The sequence below is a fragment of the Apibacter sp. ESL0432 genome (assembly GCF_019469225.1).
In the GTDB taxonomy this organism is placed as follows: domain Bacteria; phylum Bacteroidota; class Bacteroidia; order Flavobacteriales; family Weeksellaceae; genus Apibacter.
In genome coordinates this window covers 130,212-150,471 of record NZ_CP048266.1, presented here as the reverse complement: position 1 = coordinate 150,471, position 20,260 = coordinate 130,212, and the positions used below count along the sequence as shown (strand labels likewise).

At 30.3% G+C, this 20,260-nt stretch carries 17 protein-coding genes; 10 read left to right on the top strand and 7 right to left on the bottom strand.

What is annotated here, in order from left to right:
• The first annotated feature begins 11 nt into the window (after window positions 1–11).
• Window positions 12–530 (top strand): acyl-CoA thioesterase, encoded by a 519-nt coding sequence (locus tag GYM73_RS00665; RefSeq protein ID WP_160565823.1) that lies wholly within the window; start codon window positions 12–14, stop codon window positions 528–530.
• A gap of 2 nt (window positions 531–532) precedes the next feature.
• Here the strand turns inward: GYM73_RS00665 and GYM73_RS00660 are convergent, their stop codons facing one another.
• Both GYM73_RS00660 and GYM73_RS00655 read right to left on the bottom strand, forming a co-directional pair.
• On the bottom strand, window positions 533–1,327 hold the full coding sequence (locus GYM73_RS00660) for a UDP-2,3-diacylglucosamine diphosphatase (protein ID WP_220233815.1): 795 nt from the start codon (window positions 1,325–1,327) through the stop codon (window positions 533–535).
• Complete coding sequence (locus GYM73_RS00655; RefSeq protein WP_105296305.1) at window positions 1,306–1,749, bottom strand: 6-carboxytetrahydropterin synthase; 444 nt, start codon at window positions 1,747–1,749, stop codon at window positions 1,306–1,308. Before GYM73_RS00655 ends, GYM73_RS00660 begins: the two co-directional genes overlap by 22 nt.
• A 47-nt stretch (window positions 1,750–1,796) precedes the next feature.
• Between GYM73_RS00655 and GYM73_RS00650 the strand changes: the two genes are divergently transcribed.
• From GYM73_RS00650 to GYM73_RS00635, 4 genes are all read left to right on the top strand, one after another.
• Window positions 1,797–2,468, top strand: coding sequence for a ComF family protein (locus GYM73_RS00650; protein WP_220233814.1), 672 nt, complete (start codon window positions 1,797–1,799; stop codon window positions 2,466–2,468).
• 217 nt (window positions 2,469–2,685) lie between these two features.
• Window positions 2,686–3,039 (top strand): T9SS type A sorting domain-containing protein, encoded by a 354-nt coding sequence (locus tag GYM73_RS00645; protein ID WP_105296307.1) that lies wholly within the window; start codon window positions 2,686–2,688, stop codon window positions 3,037–3,039.
• 192 nt (window positions 3,040–3,231) lie between these two features.
• Window positions 3,232–5,637 carry an endopeptidase La gene (lon, locus tag GYM73_RS00640; protein WP_105296308.1) on the top strand — a complete coding sequence of 802 codons (2,406 nt, stop codon included), beginning with the start codon at window positions 3,232–3,234 and terminating at the stop codon, window positions 5,635–5,637.
• Window positions 5,638–5,826: 189 nt separating this feature from the next.
• Entirely contained in the window at window positions 5,827–7,629 is a 1,803-nt protein-coding gene (locus GYM73_RS00635; RefSeq protein WP_220233813.1) for a hypothetical protein, read from the top strand.
• A 63-nt stretch (window positions 7,630–7,692) separates the two neighbouring features.
• Here the strand turns inward: GYM73_RS00635 and GYM73_RS00630 are convergent, their stop codons facing one another.
• From GYM73_RS00630 to GYM73_RS00615, 4 genes are all read right to left on the bottom strand, one after another.
• A complete protein-coding gene (locus GYM73_RS00630) occupies window positions 7,693–8,700 on the bottom strand; it encodes a hypothetical protein (protein WP_220233812.1) in 1,008 nt (335 codons plus the stop codon).
• 30 nt (window positions 8,701–8,730) lie between these two features.
• On the bottom strand, window positions 8,731–9,531 hold the full coding sequence (locus GYM73_RS00625) for a hypothetical protein (RefSeq protein ID WP_220233811.1): 801 nt from the start codon (window positions 9,529–9,531) through the stop codon (window positions 8,731–8,733).
• Between the two features lie 58 nt (window positions 9,532–9,589).
• Window positions 9,590–10,459: a hypothetical protein gene (locus GYM73_RS00620; protein WP_220233810.1), complete on the bottom strand. Its 870-nt coding sequence runs from the start codon at window positions 10,457–10,459 to the stop codon at window positions 9,590–9,592.
• A 777-nt stretch (window positions 10,460–11,236) separates the two neighbouring features.
• Window positions 11,237–11,431 (bottom strand): hypothetical protein, encoded by a 195-nt coding sequence (locus GYM73_RS00615; protein ID WP_105296313.1) that lies wholly within the window; start codon window positions 11,429–11,431, stop codon window positions 11,237–11,239.
• A gap of 108 nt (window positions 11,432–11,539) precedes the next feature.
• Between GYM73_RS00615 and GYM73_RS00610 the strand changes: the two genes are divergently transcribed.
• The 4 genes from GYM73_RS00610 to GYM73_RS00595 all read left to right on the top strand — a co-directional run bounded on the left by GYM73_RS00610 (window position 11,540) and on the right by GYM73_RS00595 (window position 18,230).
• Window positions 11,540–12,229: a helix-turn-helix domain-containing protein gene (locus GYM73_RS00610; protein ID WP_160542489.1), complete on the top strand. Its 690-nt coding sequence runs from the start codon at window positions 11,540–11,542 to the stop codon at window positions 12,227–12,229.
• Between the two features lie 201 nt (window positions 12,230–12,430).
• Entirely contained in the window at window positions 12,431–13,120 is a 690-nt protein-coding gene (locus GYM73_RS00605; RefSeq protein ID WP_220233809.1) for a LexA family transcriptional regulator, read from the top strand.
• Window positions 13,121–13,414: 294 nt separating this feature from the next.
• A complete protein-coding gene (gene clpB, locus GYM73_RS00600; RefSeq protein WP_220233808.1) occupies window positions 13,415–16,042 on the top strand; it encodes an ATP-dependent chaperone ClpB in 2,628 nt (875 codons plus the stop codon).
• Between the two features lie 319 nt (window positions 16,043–16,361).
• Window positions 16,362–18,230: a TolC family protein gene (locus GYM73_RS00595; protein ID WP_220233807.1), complete on the top strand. Its 1,869-nt coding sequence runs from the start codon at window positions 16,362–16,364 to the stop codon at window positions 18,228–18,230.
• 65 nt (window positions 18,231–18,295) lie between these two features.
• On the opposite strand, the gene GYM73_RS00590 is transcribed toward GYM73_RS00595, so the two are convergent.
• The gene (locus GYM73_RS00590) at window positions 18,296–18,880 is read right to left on the bottom strand and encodes a riboflavin synthase (RefSeq protein ID WP_160557580.1); all 585 of its coding nucleotides are present in this window, start codon (window positions 18,878–18,880) and stop codon (window positions 18,296–18,298) included.
• A gap of 219 nt (window positions 18,881–19,099) precedes the next feature.
• Between GYM73_RS00590 and pdxA the strand changes: the two genes are divergently transcribed.
• A complete protein-coding gene (gene pdxA, locus GYM73_RS00585; RefSeq protein ID WP_220233806.1) occupies window positions 19,100–20,197 on the top strand; it encodes a 4-hydroxythreonine-4-phosphate dehydrogenase PdxA in 1,098 nt (365 codons plus the stop codon).
• Window positions 20,198–20,260: the final 63 nt, after the last annotated feature.

The following is a 20,260-nucleotide window of genomic DNA, read 5'->3' as shown; positions in this document are numbered from 1 at the left end:
AATTGAAATTCATGAAAGCTAAAACTCCCTCTGATTCAAGGACCATAATGACAACCATTGTGCTAACGAATGAAACCAATGCTTATAATAATATGTTTGGCGGGGATTTACTTTCTTTAATGGATCGAGCATGTGCCATAGCCGCTCAAAGACATGCGGAAGCTAAAGTTGTGACTGCTTCTGTTAATCATGTTTCCTTTTCAACACCTATTCCATTAGGAAGCACCGTAGAAGCCATAGCTAAGGTTTCTAGAGCTTTTGGATCTTCTATGGAAGTATTTGTCGATATATGGGTAGATGATGCAATAAATCATACAAAAACCAAAACTAATGAAGGGATATATACTTTTGTAGCTTTAGATGAATTTATGAAGCCTAAAAAAATACCTGACTTAGTACCTGAAACTGAAGAAGAAATAGTTAGATATAACTCAGCCCTTCACAGAAGGGAATTATCTTTGCTGCTATCCGGAAGAATTACTCCTTCAGAAGCTGTTGAATTAAGAAAAATATTTACGATGGATAAATAAAATTAAACAGTTTCGGTAAAAGTCTGTAAATGCAAATGATCTCCATCGAAAACGGCATAGGTATAATACGAAATCCAATCCCCTAAATTTACATAGTGGCTGTTTTTATCTTCACCAATTAATAAATCCATAGGTAAATGACGATGTCCGTAAATAAAGTAATCATAATGTTTTTCATTCAATTTTTCTTTAGAAAAGACAATCAGCCATTCATTATCTTCCCCTAAGAATTTAATATCTTCCTCCCCGCTAATTAATTTATTTTTTCTAGATAAATAAGTACCTAAGGCGACTCCTACATCCGGATGCAACCATCTGAAAAACCATCGAGCAACAGGATTCGTAAAAAGTTTTTTCATTCTTTTATACCCACGATCTCCCGGTCCCAATCCATCTCCATGAGCAATAAAAAAACTTTTGTTGTTGATTATAAATGTTTGTTCTTCGTTAAAAACTGTTATTGCTAATTCTCTTTGAAGATAATCTCTCATCCACAAATCATGATTTCCGGTAAAAAAATATATTTTAATCCCCGAATCTGAAAGTTCAGCTAATTTTCCTAATATTCGAACAAACCCTTTAGGTACAACGGTTTTATATTCATGCCAAAAATCAAATAAATCCCCTAATAGGAATAATACTTGAACATCATGTTTAATTTGTTCTAAAAATTTTACAAAAATCTTTTCTCTTTTTCTGGATGAAACTTCATCAGGTGCTCCTAAATGCTGATCTGAGGCAAAATAAACTTTTTTGCCTGCAATAAGGTTAATTTCTATTGGTCTTCCCTTATCCATTCACCATATGACGTTTCGGTTTCATATAATTTAAGCTTCGCTAATAAAATATTTTCAGGAAGCTCTGATTGTATCTTTTCGGCAAAATCTATCAACATATTCTCACAAGTTGGCTGATAATTCATAAAAATAACTTTATGTCCTTGATTTTGCAATTGCTCTCCTAATTGTTTATGTTCTGTTTGAGCGTTTAAAATAATGGCATGATCTAAAGGATTTATAATTAATTTTTTTACAATAGATTTCAACTCTCCAAAATCCATAACCATTCCATTTTTAACATGGTGTATATCATTACACGGCTCTCCTTTAACAGTAACATACAATTTATAAGAATGCCCATGAATGTTTTTACATTTACCATCATATCCCCACAGAGCATGAGCTGTTTCAAATGTAAATATTTTAGTCAGCCTTATCACAATAAATAAATTTGTTTATATTACGCAAAGATAATTGAAAAATACTCATGTGGCAAGAAATACTCTCTACCCTGTTTCCTAATAGATGTATTGGTTGTGAAACAATTATTTCTTCATCACAACACTATGTATGCGAAAGGTGTAAAGCTCATTTACCTTTTACTTATATTCCTTTTAACAACACAAATTCAATTCACAGCCAACTTAACAATTCTGCGAAAATAGAATTTATATCTTCCTTATTATTTTTCTCAAAAGAAAATATTACACAACAATTAATTCATCATTTAAAATATAAAAATAAACCGGAAATCGGTTCGTGGTTAGCTGAGATTTGGTATATGCAGAATGAGAACAATCCTTGTTTAAAAGAAGTAAAAACCGTTGTTCCGGTTCCTATTCACTCGAAAAGATATAAAAAAAGAAACTATAATCAAATTTTGTTCTGTTGCAAAAAATTAGCAACTCTATTGAATTGCAATTTCGACGAGCATGTTCTCCGACGAGTTTCTCATACGAAATCTCAAACTCAATCCAACAGAGAAGAACGTTTAAAGAAAATGGAAAACGCTTTTATAAGAAATTCAAATTGTTCGAGTCATTATTTATTGGTTGATGATGTCTTAACAACGGGTGCAACTTTAATTGCATGCACTCAAGAACTGTTAAAAACCGATGATTCTCAAGTAAGTATATTTACTTTAGCAACAACAATATAAATATAAAATATAGAATAATTCAGAAAAAAGCCCTTAAGACAAAACTATTGAAGATAAGATAATTGAATATTATCTTTATTCCCAAATAAAAATAAAAATAATTTAATGAAAAGTTGTAAAGAATATTTTTTTTTTATAATTTTATACATTAATTTTAAGTACATAAAACTATCATTTTATCAAGGAAATTTTCATAATTTTTAGATATAAATTGCTTATGAAGAAATTTTTATTTTTTATTACGTTGCTTTTTTCAATTAACCTGGTTACTGCAAAAGATTTTCCGGCCAATATTTTAATGAACTTTTATTTACAAGAGCAACCTTATACTAAATCAAAATTATATCCTAATCCGGCAGTAAATTTTATACTTGTTAAGAATTCAAGTTCTTATAAAATTGATAATATTTCTGTTTTATCCATGGTTGGTACCAATTTAATCGATAAAGATATAATTGACTCCAATCTTAATCAGGAAATTAATATTTCAAAACTTCCTACAGGAAGATATTTTGTTAAAGTTACTTATTCCGATGGAAGCAGAGAAATTCTAACCCTTATCAAGTTATAATTCTAAGCTTTATTAGCAATTATAGTAAGTTTTTATTTGGCATATTAATTGACCTTAGTACACGTACAAACTTTGGAGGTTACAACATTTCTTATTAATAATCAATACTATACCCATTTAAGATTAAAAAAAAGTAGTTCTCTTTTTTTAGATATCTGAAAGTTTGTCATTAAATCTTTAATACGAAACATTATGAAGTTCGACATATTGTCATTAGATCAAGTTATGCAAAATGATAGTGAATTTATTCCTTTACTAAGCCAGGATGAAGAAGATAAAATGATGAATGAAACTTTTCCTACTGTTTTACCCTTACTTCCGGTAAAAAATGTAGTTTTATTTCCCGGGGTTGTTATACCAATTACTGCCGGAAGAAATAAATCCATCAATTTATTACAAGATGCTCAGCAAAACGATAAGATAATAGCAGTCATTACACAAAAAGATGTAAATGCAGATAATCCGACTATAAATGATATGTATTCGGTAGGTACTATAGGTAAAATATTAAAATTACTTAAAATGCCTGACGGAAGTACCATGGTAATTATTCAGGGGATACGTAAATTTTCTATTAATAATATACTTGAGGAGGAGCCTTATTTAAAAGCAGAAATTACTTTATTGGAAGACAAAAGAAAGGTTTCCAATAAAAATAAAGAACATTTTAATGTTTTATTGGAAAGCCTTCGTGAAACAGCCATTAAAATTATTAATGAAAATCCTGCTATCCCTTCAGACGCTTCCTTTGCTATTAAAAATATTGAAGGCAGCTCCTTGTTGGTAAATTTTGTTGCTTCTAATCTTGATTTACCGTTAGTAAAAAAGCAGGAATTGCTGGAAGTTAATAGTTTGTTAGATCGTGCTTCCAAAACGTTAAAGTACCTGAACGTTGAGCTTCAAAAAATATCTTTAAAAAATTCTATTCAGGATAAGGTTAACTCCGACCTCAGCAAACAACAACGTGAATATTTCCTACACCAGCAAATGAAAACCATTCAGGAAGAGTTGGGAGGCGTTTCTTATGAAGCTGAAGTTCAAGAAATGAAAGAAAAAGCTTCGAAAAAAAAATGGAGCAAGTCTATAAATGAACATTTTGAAAAAGAACTTAATCGCTTAGTTCGCATGAACCCGCAAACACCTGATTATGGGGTTCAAAGGAATTATTTAGAATTAATGTTGGATTTGCCTTGGGAAAAATATTCTAAGGACAATTTTGATATTAATCATGCCGAAAAAGTTTTAAATAAAGACCATTTTGGTTTAGAAGATGTTAAAGAACGAATCTTAGAGTATCTCGCAGTCCTAAAACTTAAAGGAGATATGAAATCTCCTATCATTTGTTTATATGGTCCTCCCGGTGTCGGTAAAACTTCATTGGGTAAATCCATTGCTTCTGCTTTAGGAAGAAAATACGTTCGTATATCATTGGGAGGGTTGCATGATGAATCGGAAATTAGAGGACATCGTAAAACTTATATTGGAGCTATGCCGGGGAGAATTATTCAATCCATAAAAAAGGTTGGAACATCGAATCCCGTTATTGTTTTAGACGAAATAGACAAAATTAGCACCAGTGGACACGGTGACCCGTCATCTGCTTTACTTGAAGTATTAGACCCCGAACAAAACAGTACTTTCCATGATAATTTTCTGGATGTAGATTACGACTTATCTAAAGTATTGTTTATTGCTACCGCCAACAATTTAGCTACCATACAACCGGCGTTGTTGGACAGAATGGAAATTATTGATATTTCCGGATATACTATTGAGGAAAAAGTAGAAATAGCTAATAAATATCTTTTACCAAAGCAAATCCTCGAACATGGACTTACCAAAAAAGATATTTCAATAAGTAAGAAAGAATTGGAATTTATTATCCAAGCATATACTCGAGAATCCGGTGTTAGAGGCTTAGAAAGGAAGATATCAAAAATTGTAAGGAATATTGCCTTACAAATTGCTCGCAATACTGAATACAACAAAAAATTGAGTCAAAATAAAATTATTGAAATCTTAGGTCCGCCTATGATGCCTGAAATGTCTGAAACTAATAAAGTTCCAGGAGTTGTTACAGGATTAGCCTGGACTCAAGTAGGAGGAGATATTCTTTTTATTGAAAGTATTCTTTCTAAAGGCAAAGGAAACTTAAGCATGACCGGAAATTTAGGTAATGTAATGAAAGAATCGGCTACTATTGCTTTGGAATACATAAAATCTAATTATAAAGAGTTCGGTATCGATCCGCAAAAAATTGAAGAAAGTAATATACACATTCACGTTCCTGAAGGTGCAACCCCTAAAGACGGACCATCTGCAGGTATAGCTATGCTTACTTCTCTTGTTTCCTCTTTTACAGGTAAAAAGGTTAAGTCTAAATGGGCAATGACCGGTGAAATTACGTTACGGGGAAAAGTTCTTCCTGTAGGCGGCATTAAAGAAAAAATATTAGCTGCGAAACGGGCCGGTATTACCGATGTCATATTATGTGAAGAGAATAGAAAAGATATTGAAAAAATCAATCCCGATTATATTAAAGGCTTAAAAATACATTATGTAACTCAAATGTCTGAAGTGATTGATTTAGCTCTTTAATAAAATTATAAAACTATAAGCCTGATTTTCATCAGGCTTTTTTATTTATACTTATAATAAATTTAAATCGCATCATTTATCAAATAATAAAATTTAAATTTTTTTTGCTTCCTGTTAAAATTTGAAAGTAAAATACTAGTTATTTATAGACTTTAAATTAGCTATTTTATTTTGTTTACCTTTGATATCATGAAAATAAAAGATATTGAACATTCATATCGTTCTCTCATTAATAAAGAGTTTACAACGGTACAATCACTTAAAAAAAAGATATTTATAATTGCTGCTTTAAGATTATCAGTAGTTCTTGTTGCTGCTTTACTTTGTATTTTTACTTGGAAAAACAGCTACCTTACCGCCGGTATCATCTTTGTATTTTTTTCAATATTTATCTTGTTATTAAAGTTACATCAAAAACTGTTTTATAAAAAAAATTATTCAGAAGCATTAATAACTTTAGCAGAAAATGAATGTAAAGCTCTTAATTACGATTTTTCATCTTTTGATGGAGCGTCTGAATATATCTCGACTGAACACAGCTTCAGCTACGATTTAGATTTATTTGGCGATCGATCGCTTTTTCAGGCTATTAATCGTACATGCACCTATCAAGGTAAAAAATTTCTTGCCTATCTGTTCCTTACACCCTATTTAGACAAAAAAACCATTGTGGAAAATCAGGAAAGCATCCAAGAATTAGCTTCAAAACAAGGTTGGGTAAACCATTTCCGAGTTTTAGGGTCTTTAAACGGAAAATTAGAAAATAAAGAAAATTTTGATTCAAATATATTTCCGGAAACATTTTTATTGCATAAAAATAAATTCTGGGAAATAATGATAAATATTATTCCCTGCTTGTATTTAATCTTACTTGTACTTACAGCTTTTAATAGGGTATCTGCATTATATTTTATTCCTTTATGGATCATAACTTATGCAATTAATGCCTTTGCGAGTAAGCATGTAAATAATATAGTTAATAACATAGAAAAAAAAACAGATGTTTTAAACACCTATACCTCACTTTTTAATGCCATAGAAGGGCAAAATTTTGATAGTTATTTGTTAGAAAAAAATCGTAAAATCCTTATCAAGAAAACTCCTGCATCAAAAGCTATCTATAAATTAAATAGATATTGTTCTCAATTAAATATGAGTATGGCTTATCCGATGATTTTATTTTTCAATCCGGTCTTATGTTGGAGTGTACGTTATGCTATTAAGATAGAAAAATGGTTAGATACCTATAAAAAGTATCTACCGAATTGGTTTGATTCTCTTTCTCATTTTGATGCTTGGTGCTCCTTGTCAACATATGCATATACACACCCCGGATATTCATATCCTAAAATAAATACTGAACATTTTATATTTGATGGGAAAGAATTGGGCCACCCTCTACTTAACCGATCTAATTGTGTAACCAATGATGTTAAAATTTCAAAAGAAAATTATTTTTTAGTAATAACGGGAGCTAATATGGCAGGTAAAAGTACGTATTTAAGAACTATAGGGGTTAACCACGTGTTAGCCTGTATTGGTGCTCCGGTATACGCTAAGTCATTAGAGATATTCCCGGGAAATTTGGTAACTAATTTAAGAACTACAGATTCCTTAGTTGATCATGAATCTTATTTTTTCTCTGAATTAAAACGATTGAAAATGATTATAGACAGACTTCATTCCGGAGAACATTTATTTATCATCTTAGATGAAATTTTAAAAGGTACCAACTCTGAAGATAAGCAAAAAGGATCTTTAGCGCTTATGAAACAGCTTATTTCGCTAAAAGGAAATGGCATTATTGCTACGCATGATTTAGTATTAGGCACCTTGGAAGCAAACTATCCCGAAAATATAAAGAACTATCGATTTGAAGCAGAAATTGCTCAGGATGAATTAGTGTTTGATTATAAATTAAAAGAAGGTATAGCTCAAAATATGAATGCCACTTTTTTAATGAAGAAAATGGGAATTACTGGTATTGAATAAAAAAATACCTGCCTATTCGGCAGGTATTATATAAATACTAGTATATAACTTAATTTTTAAAATTTATAGAGATGATTCATCTATATCTAAACGAATAGCAAAGAAATAAACACCAACCGGGAGATCTCCACCATTATTACCCGCTCCAGGTATTGAAGATCTGGTTTCCAATACTTGATCACCATTTAAACTGGAACTAAAAGTTAAAGCAATTTCATGCTCATACCCCGGATCACCCGGTCTTAGTTTTTTACCTGGATTTAATGGATCATCAGATTTAATTACTGCTATATAATTGACATATGGAGTGGTATATCCTTGGCTTTTTGCTTCCGGATAAGTTCCAACCACAGTCATTGCATATTCTGAAGGGTTTCCGCCCAGATCGTTACTTGCTAAATACCAATTTAAATTGTAACCACTACCATTACAATTATTTTCAGGAAGGGCTCCATCAACTAGACAAGGTTTACGCTTATCACGTAGATGATTATTATCTACGGGTAAAGTGGTAAGATCATCTAAATCATGCAAATAAGTCCAAAACAAATTACCTTTATCATCCCCGTTATTATAAACCATATATTTAGCCATAATCATCCAGATACCCGGAGTTAATTTTAAACCGTGTCCCGGTATTGAAATTTCTCTATGGTCATTCGCATTTCTTTTAAATGGATCGTTCATATTAAAATCTTTCCTAAGTTCTGCTTGTTTTATGGTAAAAGGTTTGGGAACCCAGTTAACTATTCCCGTATTATCTTGAAACATAAGCATACTCCCTTTTCCTTCTGATTGATCACTGATACGTATTCCATTCGTTGATCCATCCGTTTTAATATGAACTTTAGCCGTTGGTGCAATGGTTCCTATTCCTAAATTTCCGTTTTTATCAACTATTACATCATCAGATGTATTTAAAGATCCGTTAGTATCCCCCTTTGCATCTACATGAAAAGGTCCTTGCGGGTTAGTTGTATTTACTCCAACCGATGGAGCTGTTTGTGCAAAAGATTTAGTAAAACCTATACCTCCCGCTATAATTATATATAATAAAAATAATTTTTTCATATAATAAATTTAAAATTCATATGTATTAATTTAATCGTCTAAAAGTTCTGCATCTAATCGAACGGCATAAAAATAAGATCCTTGAAAGTCGTCATTTGTTGTAATATATTCGAATTCTTTATTACTTGTACTTCCAAATACTCTATACTCAAAAGTTTTTCCTTTAGGTATATTAACAAGAGCTGCTAATTGCGGTGTCCCAACTTTAGCTCCCGCTTGTTCTAACGGTATCCCCAAAATAGTATTATAGACTTTATCGGTTATTAGCGGGTGCTCGCTAACATTTTTTAAATAAATCCATACATTATTCCGAGGTTTTAAATCATCATTAACATGTTGAGTAGCTTTAACTACAAATTTGGATAGAATCAACCATCTTCCTTGAGTAAGCATTAAAGGTTGTACTGTTAAATCTATAGCACTTTCATCCAATCGTATACCACTTCCTATTTCTCCATTATGAATCAATGGTCTGGCAGGAGCTATCCATTGGGCATTTCCAAGTGAATCTGTACTAACTAATATATTATTATTAACTTGAGTTCCATCTTCCAATCGTATGTTGCCATTAACATCTAAACCCGTATCCGGATTAACTTTTCCAACACCTAAATGACCGTAGAGTTTTGCAGTCGGATCTGAGGCATTATTTGTACCCGGTTTGAAAATTACATCATCTGATGTATTTACTGGGACAGATATATTCCCATTATCTTTTTTAGCATCTATATGAAAAATAGCTTTAGGATTATCTGTGTTAACTCCTACTTGTGATAAACTAATTCCAATTGCTAATACACAAAAATTTATTGATAATATTATTTTTTTCATGACATGATTTTAAATATAAAATTATATGAATAATAAAGATCTTAATTCCACCACATTATTAATTAAAACTATCTATACGAATAGCTCTAAAATATGGTTTGCCGGTAGTAAATGAATTAAAATCGCCATCTACGAATACTACTGTATTGTGCCATATACTAGTACTGGCATAAGCACTAACTTTCATTGTCTGTCCCGGATTGACTTTAACAACGTGGGTTAACTGAGGAGTACAAGCACAAGCACCATCACGTTCCGTAGCAAAACCTACAGTAGTTAACACTGCTTTTTTAAAGTCCGGCTCATTTTCGTTATATAGTAATGTCCAAATATATTGATCAAATCCATTTTCTTTTCCACAATATTCTTGAAAATTAGATCCTCCCCCTCTTGTTGTACGAGTAGTATACTTAAGCTGAATCAGCCATGTACCTTCTGTTAGCTCTATAGGCTTGTCAGATATTTTTACAGCCGGTTTTTTTCCCGCTGGTAAACTTGGATCACCGGGAATAATTGGATTAGAATCTATTAAATTAGGAGCTAATGTTGAAGTTGCATCAAGTCTTGTTCTAATTTGAATGATAGAACCCTCTCTAAGTTCGGGCATAGGCCTGGTAGAGGCTACAAAATTACCATTTGCATCAGATGCAATAACTTCTCCTTTAGCGATAGTTCCCGGAGGAGTTACCCGCAATCCTTTACCTTTAGTACCTATAATTTCCAACTTTGATTTAGGGGTTCGGGTACCTATACCCACATTCCCATTTGCATCTACAATAAAGTCATCTTGACTTAAATCTTTATTGGTTCCATTAATATGGAAAACTCCTTGAGGATCTTCCGTATTAATTCCCACTCTTTGGCTTTGAGAGAAAGAACAAACGGAAATCACTCCGAGTAATGAACATAATAAAATTCTCTTTTTCATAATGAATTATTAATTAACTTATTAACACTTAATTGATTTTCTATTTTTTTATTTAAAAAAATCTATTCTATTTTTAATGATCTCCTCTCTTATTTCATTATAAAAATTTAATTGCTACAATGGCATTAAAAATAGATGAACACTTAATTTTTTAAATTTTAAAACACTTAAACACTAACTTTATGGCGGTAAAGATAAACAAAAAAAAATTACAATCATAAAGTTTATATAACATTAATTACCTTTATCTCCTTACATTATCCCAAGGCTGCTAAACAAGATTTATAACATATAATAGTTGGTTATTTTTATTTTTTTAGTATAAATTATTCAACCATTTATACATATAAAACATTTATATAATTTAAATAAATTCTTGAACTATTACTTTAAAAAATTAATAGTCTTATTTAAAAATAATTTTAGTAACAATAAAGTTTATCTTTATAAATATAAAGATCAATAATTTTTAAATTTTACAGAATTAATTATATACAGAGTATTTAAGCCAAGAAATTTAACTAATATCACTAATTTTTTTAAAACTTCATTTTTCTACCAAAAGATTAATAAAAATTTTTAAAATAGGATTTTTGTTTTAAACTGCAGGTTATGATTTAAATTATGATCAACAATGAAATATTTTGTATTAAGATTATTATAAGCATTTATTTAATAAGGCAACTCTCAATGAAGATAGTAATTTATCATTAAATCATAAGGAAGAACTCTTATCCTTTTCATAGTGAAAAATTCAGATTTAAGAAATTAAGTTGATTAGCCTGAAATTTTCTTATGGTATTCTTTTATAAACCTTTCCCTATTACTAATTATTGCTTTTAACGCTTCTATTGCATCCATCTTTTCTCGTGAAAAACGAGCTCTTACATTTTCAGGGGTTATATTTAATAATTTCGATGCCAAAATATAATCACCCACTTCAATTTTTCTTTTTATTTGTTCTACTGTCATAACAATAATGTATTTTTTGATATCTTTGTTTTATCTCAACACAAATATATATACATTTTGTTTATTTTAAAATTATTTTACACAAAATGTATATTTTTTATATTGAACATGGATAAAAATATCATTCTAAACGAAATTAAAAAATACTATGGTTTTACTAAAGATTCTCAATTAGTAAAACATTTAGGCATAACCTCACAAATATTGTATAATTGGAAAAGAAGGAATTCGTTCAACATTAAACTTATTTATACAAAATGTGAAATTTTTAATTATGAATGGTTGTTAACCGGCAAAGGTCCTATGTTGAAAAAAGATAATATTGGACAATCTAATATTATTTCAATAGCGGAAGAATCTGGATATAATTCCTATAAAGGCGAAAAAAATCATATTCCTTTATATAATATAGACAGAAATGGTGGATTGAAAAATATATTTAGCAAAAAACATCATCAAGAAAATATTATAGATTTTATAAAAATGCCGGATCTGGCTGATTGCGACGGAGCTGCTTATGTAAAAGGAAATTCCATGTTACCAACTATACAAAATGGAGACATAATTATTTTTAAAACTATTTCTCTTAAAGACCTGTTTTGGGGTGAGCTTTATTTAATTGAGATATGTATGAATGATGATTCTTTTTATATGTTAATTAAATATATTCAAAAATCTGAAAAAGGAGAACAATTTGTTAAACTATTAGGACAAGACAACACAAACGCACCTCAAGATATTCCGGTTTCTAAAATTAATGCTATGGCTCTAATACGTGGAAGTATTCGAACCTTTTAAATTTTTATTTCATCCATTACTAATTCTTATCTCCTGTATAATTTATATTATTCTATTCTTTATATTGTTTTTACGGTAATAATATAACATTGTTGTGACAATATAATAATTTTTAGTATATTTGTCTAATTATCAAATAGATATATAAACACACTGTTTATATAAAATTTATTTGAACTTTTACTTATATAACTACAATCTATGGAAAAAACTACCATATTGAATAAAATAAAGTTATTTTATGGATTTAAAAAAGATTCTGAATTAGCCAGATATCTCGGTATTTCTCCCCAAACCTTTTCGAATTGGAAAAAAAGAAATAGTTATGATTCTTTATTGATCCATACCAAATGTCCCGAAATAAATTTAGAATGGCTTCTCACCTATGAAGGGCCCATGTTAAAATCCCCAATTTTAGATAAAGATTATCCAATGTCTGTTTTGGAGGACCCCATGTTTAAATTACAAGAAAAAAATAATACCAATATCCCTCTTTATAATTTAGATTCTAATGGCGGATTAAAAAATATCGTTCATAAAAAATCAGAAAATACATTCATTTCAGGATTTATAAAAATACCTAATTTATCAGATTGTGATGGAGCTATTTATATAAAAGGAGAGTCTATGCTTCCACTTTTAAAAAATGGTGATATTGTTATTTTTAAAAATGCTTCCATTGATAATATATTTTGGGGAGAATTATATATAATTGAAATTGCCTTATCTGAAGATTCCAATCATACCTTTGTTAGACACATTCTAAAATCCAGTTTAGGTAACGATTACATAAAATTAGTTAGCGCCAATCCTATGTTTGAATCTAAAGATGTTTCTTTAAAAACCATAAATGCTATCGGCATGATACGAGCAAGTATCCGATATCATTAAATATTACATAAAATCTATAATTTATTTATATCATATTATACATCTGTAATTTTTAAATTATATATGAATTTCATGTAATTTAATATTTTTGAAGATGTAGTAATCAAAAAGACAATCCAATCTTTTAATGAGTAAACAACCATGACATTGTGTCATTAATTTTAGTTGCGACAATACAAAATAATGCCATATTGTCTCGTTTTATTTATTTATTCCCTTACATATTGATTATAAAAACCTATCCATGATTTTGGTTTATATTTTGCTGAGAAAAAATGTAAGAGATTAAATAAAATGGATTTTAATAAATTAACCATCAAATCACAAGAAGCCTTGCAACAATCCCAAGTGATTGCACAAGGTTTAGAAAATCAGGCTATTGAGCCTGCACACCTACTTAAAGCTTTATTGGAAAGCGAAGCCAGTGTGATTACTTTCATATTAAAAAAACAAAACTCAAATTTAGCATATATTAACTCCGAACTTGATTCTATACTAAATTCTTTACCTAAAGTTAGCGGCGGACAAATTTATTTGTCTCAAAATTCTAATAAAGCTTTAAATGAAGCCCAATTAGAATCAACTAAGATGAAAGATGAATTTATAAGTTTAGAGCATATTTTCTTAGGACTGCTTTCAGTAAACGACAAAACCTCCCAACTATTAAAAAATCAAGGAGTTACCAAAGAAGGCGTACTTAAAGCAATCGAAGAAATTAGAAAAGGAGAACGAGTAACTTCTCAATCAGCAGAAGATACCTATAATTCATTAAACAAATATGCCAAAAACCTCAATGAATTAGCTCAAAACGGTAAACTAGACCCTGTAATAGGAAGAGATGACGAAATCAGAAGAGTTTTGCAAATTCTTTCTCGAAGAACAAAAAACAATCCCATATTAATTGGAGAGCCCGGTGTCGGAAAAACTGCAATTGCCGAAGGAATAGCTCATAGAATCATTAACGGGGATGTACCTGAAAATTTAAAGGATAAAACTATTTTTTCTTTAGATATGGGGGCTTTGATTGCAGGAGCAAAATATAAGGGTGAATTTGAAGAACGTCTAAAAGCAGTTGTTAAAGAAGTTACCGCTTCCAACGGAAATATTATTTTGTTTATTGATGAAATTCACACATTAGTTGGTGCCGGAGGAGGAGAAGGAGCCATGGATGCTGCGAACATTTTAAAACCGGCATTGGCACGAGGTGAACTTCGTTCAATTGGAGCAACAACATTAAATGAATATCAAAAATATTTTGAAAAGGACAAAGCGTTGGAAAGACGTTTTCAAAAGGTGATGGTTGAAGAACCCGATGTGGATGATGCCATAGCTATACTACGTGGAATTAGAGAGAAGTATGAAGCCCATCACAAAGTACGTATTAAAGATGAAGCCGTAATTGCATCAGTGGAACTTTCCAATCGTTATATTTCCGACCGATTTTTACCGGACAAAGCCATAGACTTAATGGATGAAGCATCAGCAAAACTTCGTATGGAAATGAATTCCAAACCTGAAGAATTGGATGCCTTAGACCGTAAAAAAATGCAGCTTGAAATTGAATTAGAGGCGGTTAAACGAGAAGCGGAAAGTCCTACTTCCAATGAAAGCATTAAACAAGCTAATGAGAAAAGGTTAGAAAATGTTAAAGAAGAATTAGCACAACTTAATGAAAAAAGAAATGAGCTAAGCGCTTCCTGGAAAGCAGAAAAAGAAAGGGCGGATAAAGTTCAAGAAATTCGTAAAAATATTGAAGAATTTAAAATTGAAGCTGAAAAAGCAGAAAGATCCGGTGATTATGGTAAAGTTGCTGAATTACGTTACGGAAAAATAAAAGAACAAGAGGCTGAACTTGCTAAGGCTGAAGCTGAACTTTCTGATGATCGACCTAAATTAATCAAGGAAGAAGTTGATTCCGAAGACATTGCTGATGTAGTAGCCAAATGGACCGGTATTCCGGTTACTAAACTGGTACAAAGTGAACGTGAAAAGTTATTAAATCTGGAATCTGTTCTTCACAAAAGGGTTGTCGGACAAGAAGAAGCAATTGAAGCAGTAGCAGATGCTATACGCAGAAACCGCGCGGGATTAAACGATGAAAGAAAGCCTATTGGATCATTCTTATTCTTAGGAACAACAGGTGTCGGTAAAACCGAATTAGCAAAAGCCTTAGCCGAATTTTTATTTGATGATGAAAATTCAATGACCCGAATTGACATGAGTGAATATCAAGAAAAACATTCTGTTAGCAGACTGGTAGGTGCGCCTCCGGGATATGTGGGTTACGATGAGGGTGGTCAGTTAACCGAAGCCGTTAGAAGAAGACCTTATTCTGTTATCTTATTGGATGAAATCGAAAAAGCTCATCCGGATGTTTTTAATATTTTATTACAAGTATTAGATGATGGTAGACTAACAGATAATAAAGGGAGAACCGTTAATTTTAAAAATGCGATTATAGTTATGACATCCAATTTGGGATCTCATTTAATTCAAGAAAATTTTGAAAAACTGGAAGGAAATAATTACAAAGAAATTTTAGAATTGACCAAAGAGCAGGTTATGGAACTGTTAAGGAAAACCCTTCGCCCTGAGTTTTTAAACCGTATCGATGAAACTATTGTATTTAAGCCTTTAAATAAGAATGAAATAAGAAGTATAATAGATATCCAATTAGATTCTCTTAATAAAATATTAGATAAAAAAGGAATTCGCATGAGCATGACCGATGAGGCTAAAGATTATATAATGAGCAAAGGCTATGATCCTACTTTTGGCGCCAGACCTTTAAAAAGATTGATTCAACATGAAATTTTAAATCAATTATCTAAGGAAATTTTAGGTGGAAAAATTAATGACAATGATACCATCGTTGCAGATTATTTTCCTGAAACCGGTCTAGTTTTTAGAAAAGAAAATTAATAAGAATACATAAATCATAATACATTATTAAATTAAAAAAAGGGTATATTATTTATACCCTTTTTTGGTTTCAATTAATAAAAGTACTTCATATTATTTTTATTTTATATTTACTCCTTATATTTAGTATTCAACACTTACTATCTTAATTTATAATACATATATTTAAAGATGATGATATCATTTAGAATTAATTAGTTTATTATCATATTAGACGATAGATCTATAAATAAAACCTGATAAAAAATGTTTTTAGATAAGTTTGTAACAAAATAAATAATTATTCTACTTATAATACTGAAAATTCATTTACATAAGAATGAAACTAAACAACAGTATAATCGCTTTTTTCATAGTCGGATTTATTTCAGCGCAAAAAGTATGGTCTTTCAATGATTGTTTATCTTACGCCAGAGAAAACAATTTGCAAGTACTTGCTTCTAAACTAAATGAACAAGTTCAAGAAAGTAATTTAAAAATTGCTAAAAAAGAAAAACTACCCGATCTGAAAGGTACTATAACTAACGGTATAACTTTTGGTCCATTGGCTACACAAAAGGTTACCCAAGATGGTGTAACAGATTTTACCATAGACTCCTATTATAAATATACAGAAGGATATCAGAACAATCTTGCTCTTGAATCCTCCATGATACTTTATAACAACAGACGTTTACGATTAACCGAGGAAAAAAACTCTTTTTTGGTTCAACAAAATCAATATACCACTGAAAAAATCAAAAATGATATTTCACTACAATTAGTAGGAAATTATTTAACCGTACTATTGAATAAAGAGCTTTTAGGAGTTCAATTAAATTCCATGGATACTCAAGCAAAAGATAAAGACAGGAATGAAAAATTATATAATGCCGGTAGTATACCTCTGAGCACTTTATATGAATCTAAATCCAATCTTGCGAACGCTAAACAAACGTATGAAAATGCTAAAATTGAAGTAGATCGTTCACTAATGGTTTTAGCCATGTTACTTCAAAAAGATTATCGAGATTTTCAGATAGAGGATGTTAAAGTTTCCGATGATATAGGAATGCCTCTTATCAATTTGGATGATATCATCAATTATGCTTTTAATAATCAACCGGTTATTAAATCTGCCGAATTAGGGGTTGAATCAGCAAAGAAAGATATTGATATTGCTAAAACCGCTTTTTATCCTTCAATTACCGGCGGATATAAAGTAAGTACTTTTTATCAGGATTATTTCGATCGTTCCAGTAAATCTATAGACGACCAATGGTATGACAATCACTCTCAAATGGTATCTGTAGGGGTTAATATTCCCATATTTAGTAAAGGAACAAATAAAATAAAAGTTCAGCAATCCCGAATTAATCAATTGATCCAAGAAAACCAGCTGGACCAAGAAAAATTAAATTTAAAGCAAAATATACAAACTTCTTATTTTGACGTAAATTCAGCTTATCAAACATTTACTTCTGCAAAAGAATTGGTAGCATCCACCGAATTATCCTATGAATTTGCACAAAAGAGTTTCACTGCAGGAAAAATTAATATATACGATTTAAATACTGCAAGAAATAATTATTTCAACGCATTATCTCAAATGCTTCAAGCTAAATATTCATTTTTATTCAGATTAAAAATTCTTGATTTCTATATTGGTAAACCGTTAGAAATATCTTCTGATGAAAATACTAATTATAATAATTTAACTCCTGGTAAAGAAACGGTACAGGCAATAAATGATTTAACTTCAACTGATGTGGAAATTAAAAAACCGGAAGTTATAAAATCAAATAATATTATTCAGGAAAGAAAAAATGCAAATCTTTCAACCCCAAAAACAACCGTTATAAAACCTGAAAATATTAGTAATGCTAAACCTAAGTCGTCTGTAAAATCTAAAGATGAAGTAAAAACTAGTTCCGTTCCTGTTACGGCTCCTGTTAAAAATAATAATTCATCTCAAACCATAAAAACAGAAACGGTGAATAGTAAAAATATTCCGGTTAAATCATCAAATGGAAATTCGACAGTAAAACCATCAACTAAAAATGATGCAGATGCTAAACGGGAAGCATTAATTAAAGAAAGAAGATTAAAATATAGTCAAGGCGCCAAACCTAAATTCCAGAATGATGCTCAAAGAGAAGCCTTAATTAAGGAAAGACGAGCTAAGCTGAGTAAAGGAATATATGACTAACTACTATGAAATAAAAGGCCTTTACCAAATGGTAAAGGCCTTTTATTTTGAATTAAGTTTATTATTTACTTATATAAACCATACAACTTCTGTATATACTTACCTATAATATCAAATTCTAAATTTACTTTATCTCCAATTTTCAGATATTTAAAATTTGTATGATCCCATGTATACGGAATAATTGCAACTGAAAACTCATTATCCTTACTATCAACCACCGTTAAGCTTACTCCATTTACAGTGATTGAACCTTTTTCCACGGTGATTTGTTTACCTGTATAGGTAAAAGTCAATAAAAAACTTCCTTCTTGATTTTCTATTGATTTCAATTCCCCTACTTGATCTACATGCCCCTGTACAATATGCCCGTCTAGTCTATCTGATACTTTAACACATCTTTCCAGATTAATATGATCACCAATGGCAAGAGTTGAAAAATGCGTTTTTTTTAATGTTTCAGCAATAGCTGTTACCGTATAAAATTCCGGATTTATATCTACAACTGTTAGACATGTTCCATTATGAGCTATACTTTGATCTATTTTTAATTCATCAATAAATGAAGCGGATATTGATATGGAAAGATTTTCATCTATTTTTTCCATATTTACTATCTTTCCCGTTTCTTCTACAATACCTGTAAACATATTTAATTTTTATTCAAAAGTACTATTTTATAATTTTTTTTAAATCGTTTATAGGCAATATTTAAACTCTTTAATATTTTGTTTTTAATTTATAATTATTGTTGATTTATAAATTAAAAAGCTTTATTTAATATAGCAATATTTCTATTTTATTAAATTATTATAAATTAAGTATATATTTTTTTCTACTTTTGTTATAATAAATTTCACAGTTCATATATGAGCGTTAAAAATAATAAGCTAAAAATAGGAATTAGTATAGGAGACCCTAATGGTATAGGAATTGAAGTAATATTGAAAACACTTCAAAATAAAGAAATCTTAGATTTCTTTACACCGGTTATTTTTGCATCTACTAAATTATTATCCTATCAAAAAAATATTTTCGGATTAAATTCTATCTATTTTCAAGGAATATTCAAAGCTGAAGAAGCTATTCCCGGAAAAATAAACGTTGTGAATTTATGGAAAGAAAATGTTTCTATAAGTTTTGGCAATTCAACCGAAGAAAGTGCCAAAATAGCTAAAAATTCTTTATTAGCTGCTGTTGACGCTTTAAAACAAGGTTCGGTGGATGTTTTGGTTACAGCTCCTCTAAATTGGGAAAGCATGCAAAACCAAGGATTAAATTTTTTAAATCATACGGAATATCTTGAAAATACTCTTAAGGAGAAAGCCCATTTACTTTTAGAAAACAACGATTTAAGGATTGCGTTTGCCACGTTTAATACTCCAATATCCAAAGTTTCTGAACTATTAAGTAAGGAGTTAATTAAAAAACAAATTAAAGCTTTACATACCACTTTAATTCAAGACTTCTGTATTGAAAAACCTAAAATTGCGGTGTTAGGATTAAATCCACATGCAGGAGAAAATGGCCTATTAGGAAAGGAAGAAATTAATTGTATTGAGCCGGCGGTTAAAGAATCTTTTGATCGAGGCATTCTCTCCTTTGGTCCTTACTCTGCTGATAGTTTCTTCTCGCCTAGTATTTATACTTCTTTTGATGGAATATTAGCAATGTATCACGATCAAGGGCTTATTCCTTTTAAAACTCTAGCTTATGAATACGGTGTAAATTTTACCGGTGGATTATCTGTTGTTCATACTGAACCCAATCATGGAACAGCCTATTCGATAGCCGGACAAGGAATTGCGGATGCAAAATCATTTGAACAGGCAATTTTTGATGCCATAAAAATTTATAAAACTAGAAGAGAATATGTGAAATTAAAATCAAATGCCCTTCAAAAAACAAAAATTGAGGGTATTGATATTACTGTTGATGAAGATCTTCCCGAAGAAGGAGAAGTATAATCGGATTGAAGTATAAATTTGAATATTGTTATAAACTAAAATAAAAAAAAACTTTAAAATTAA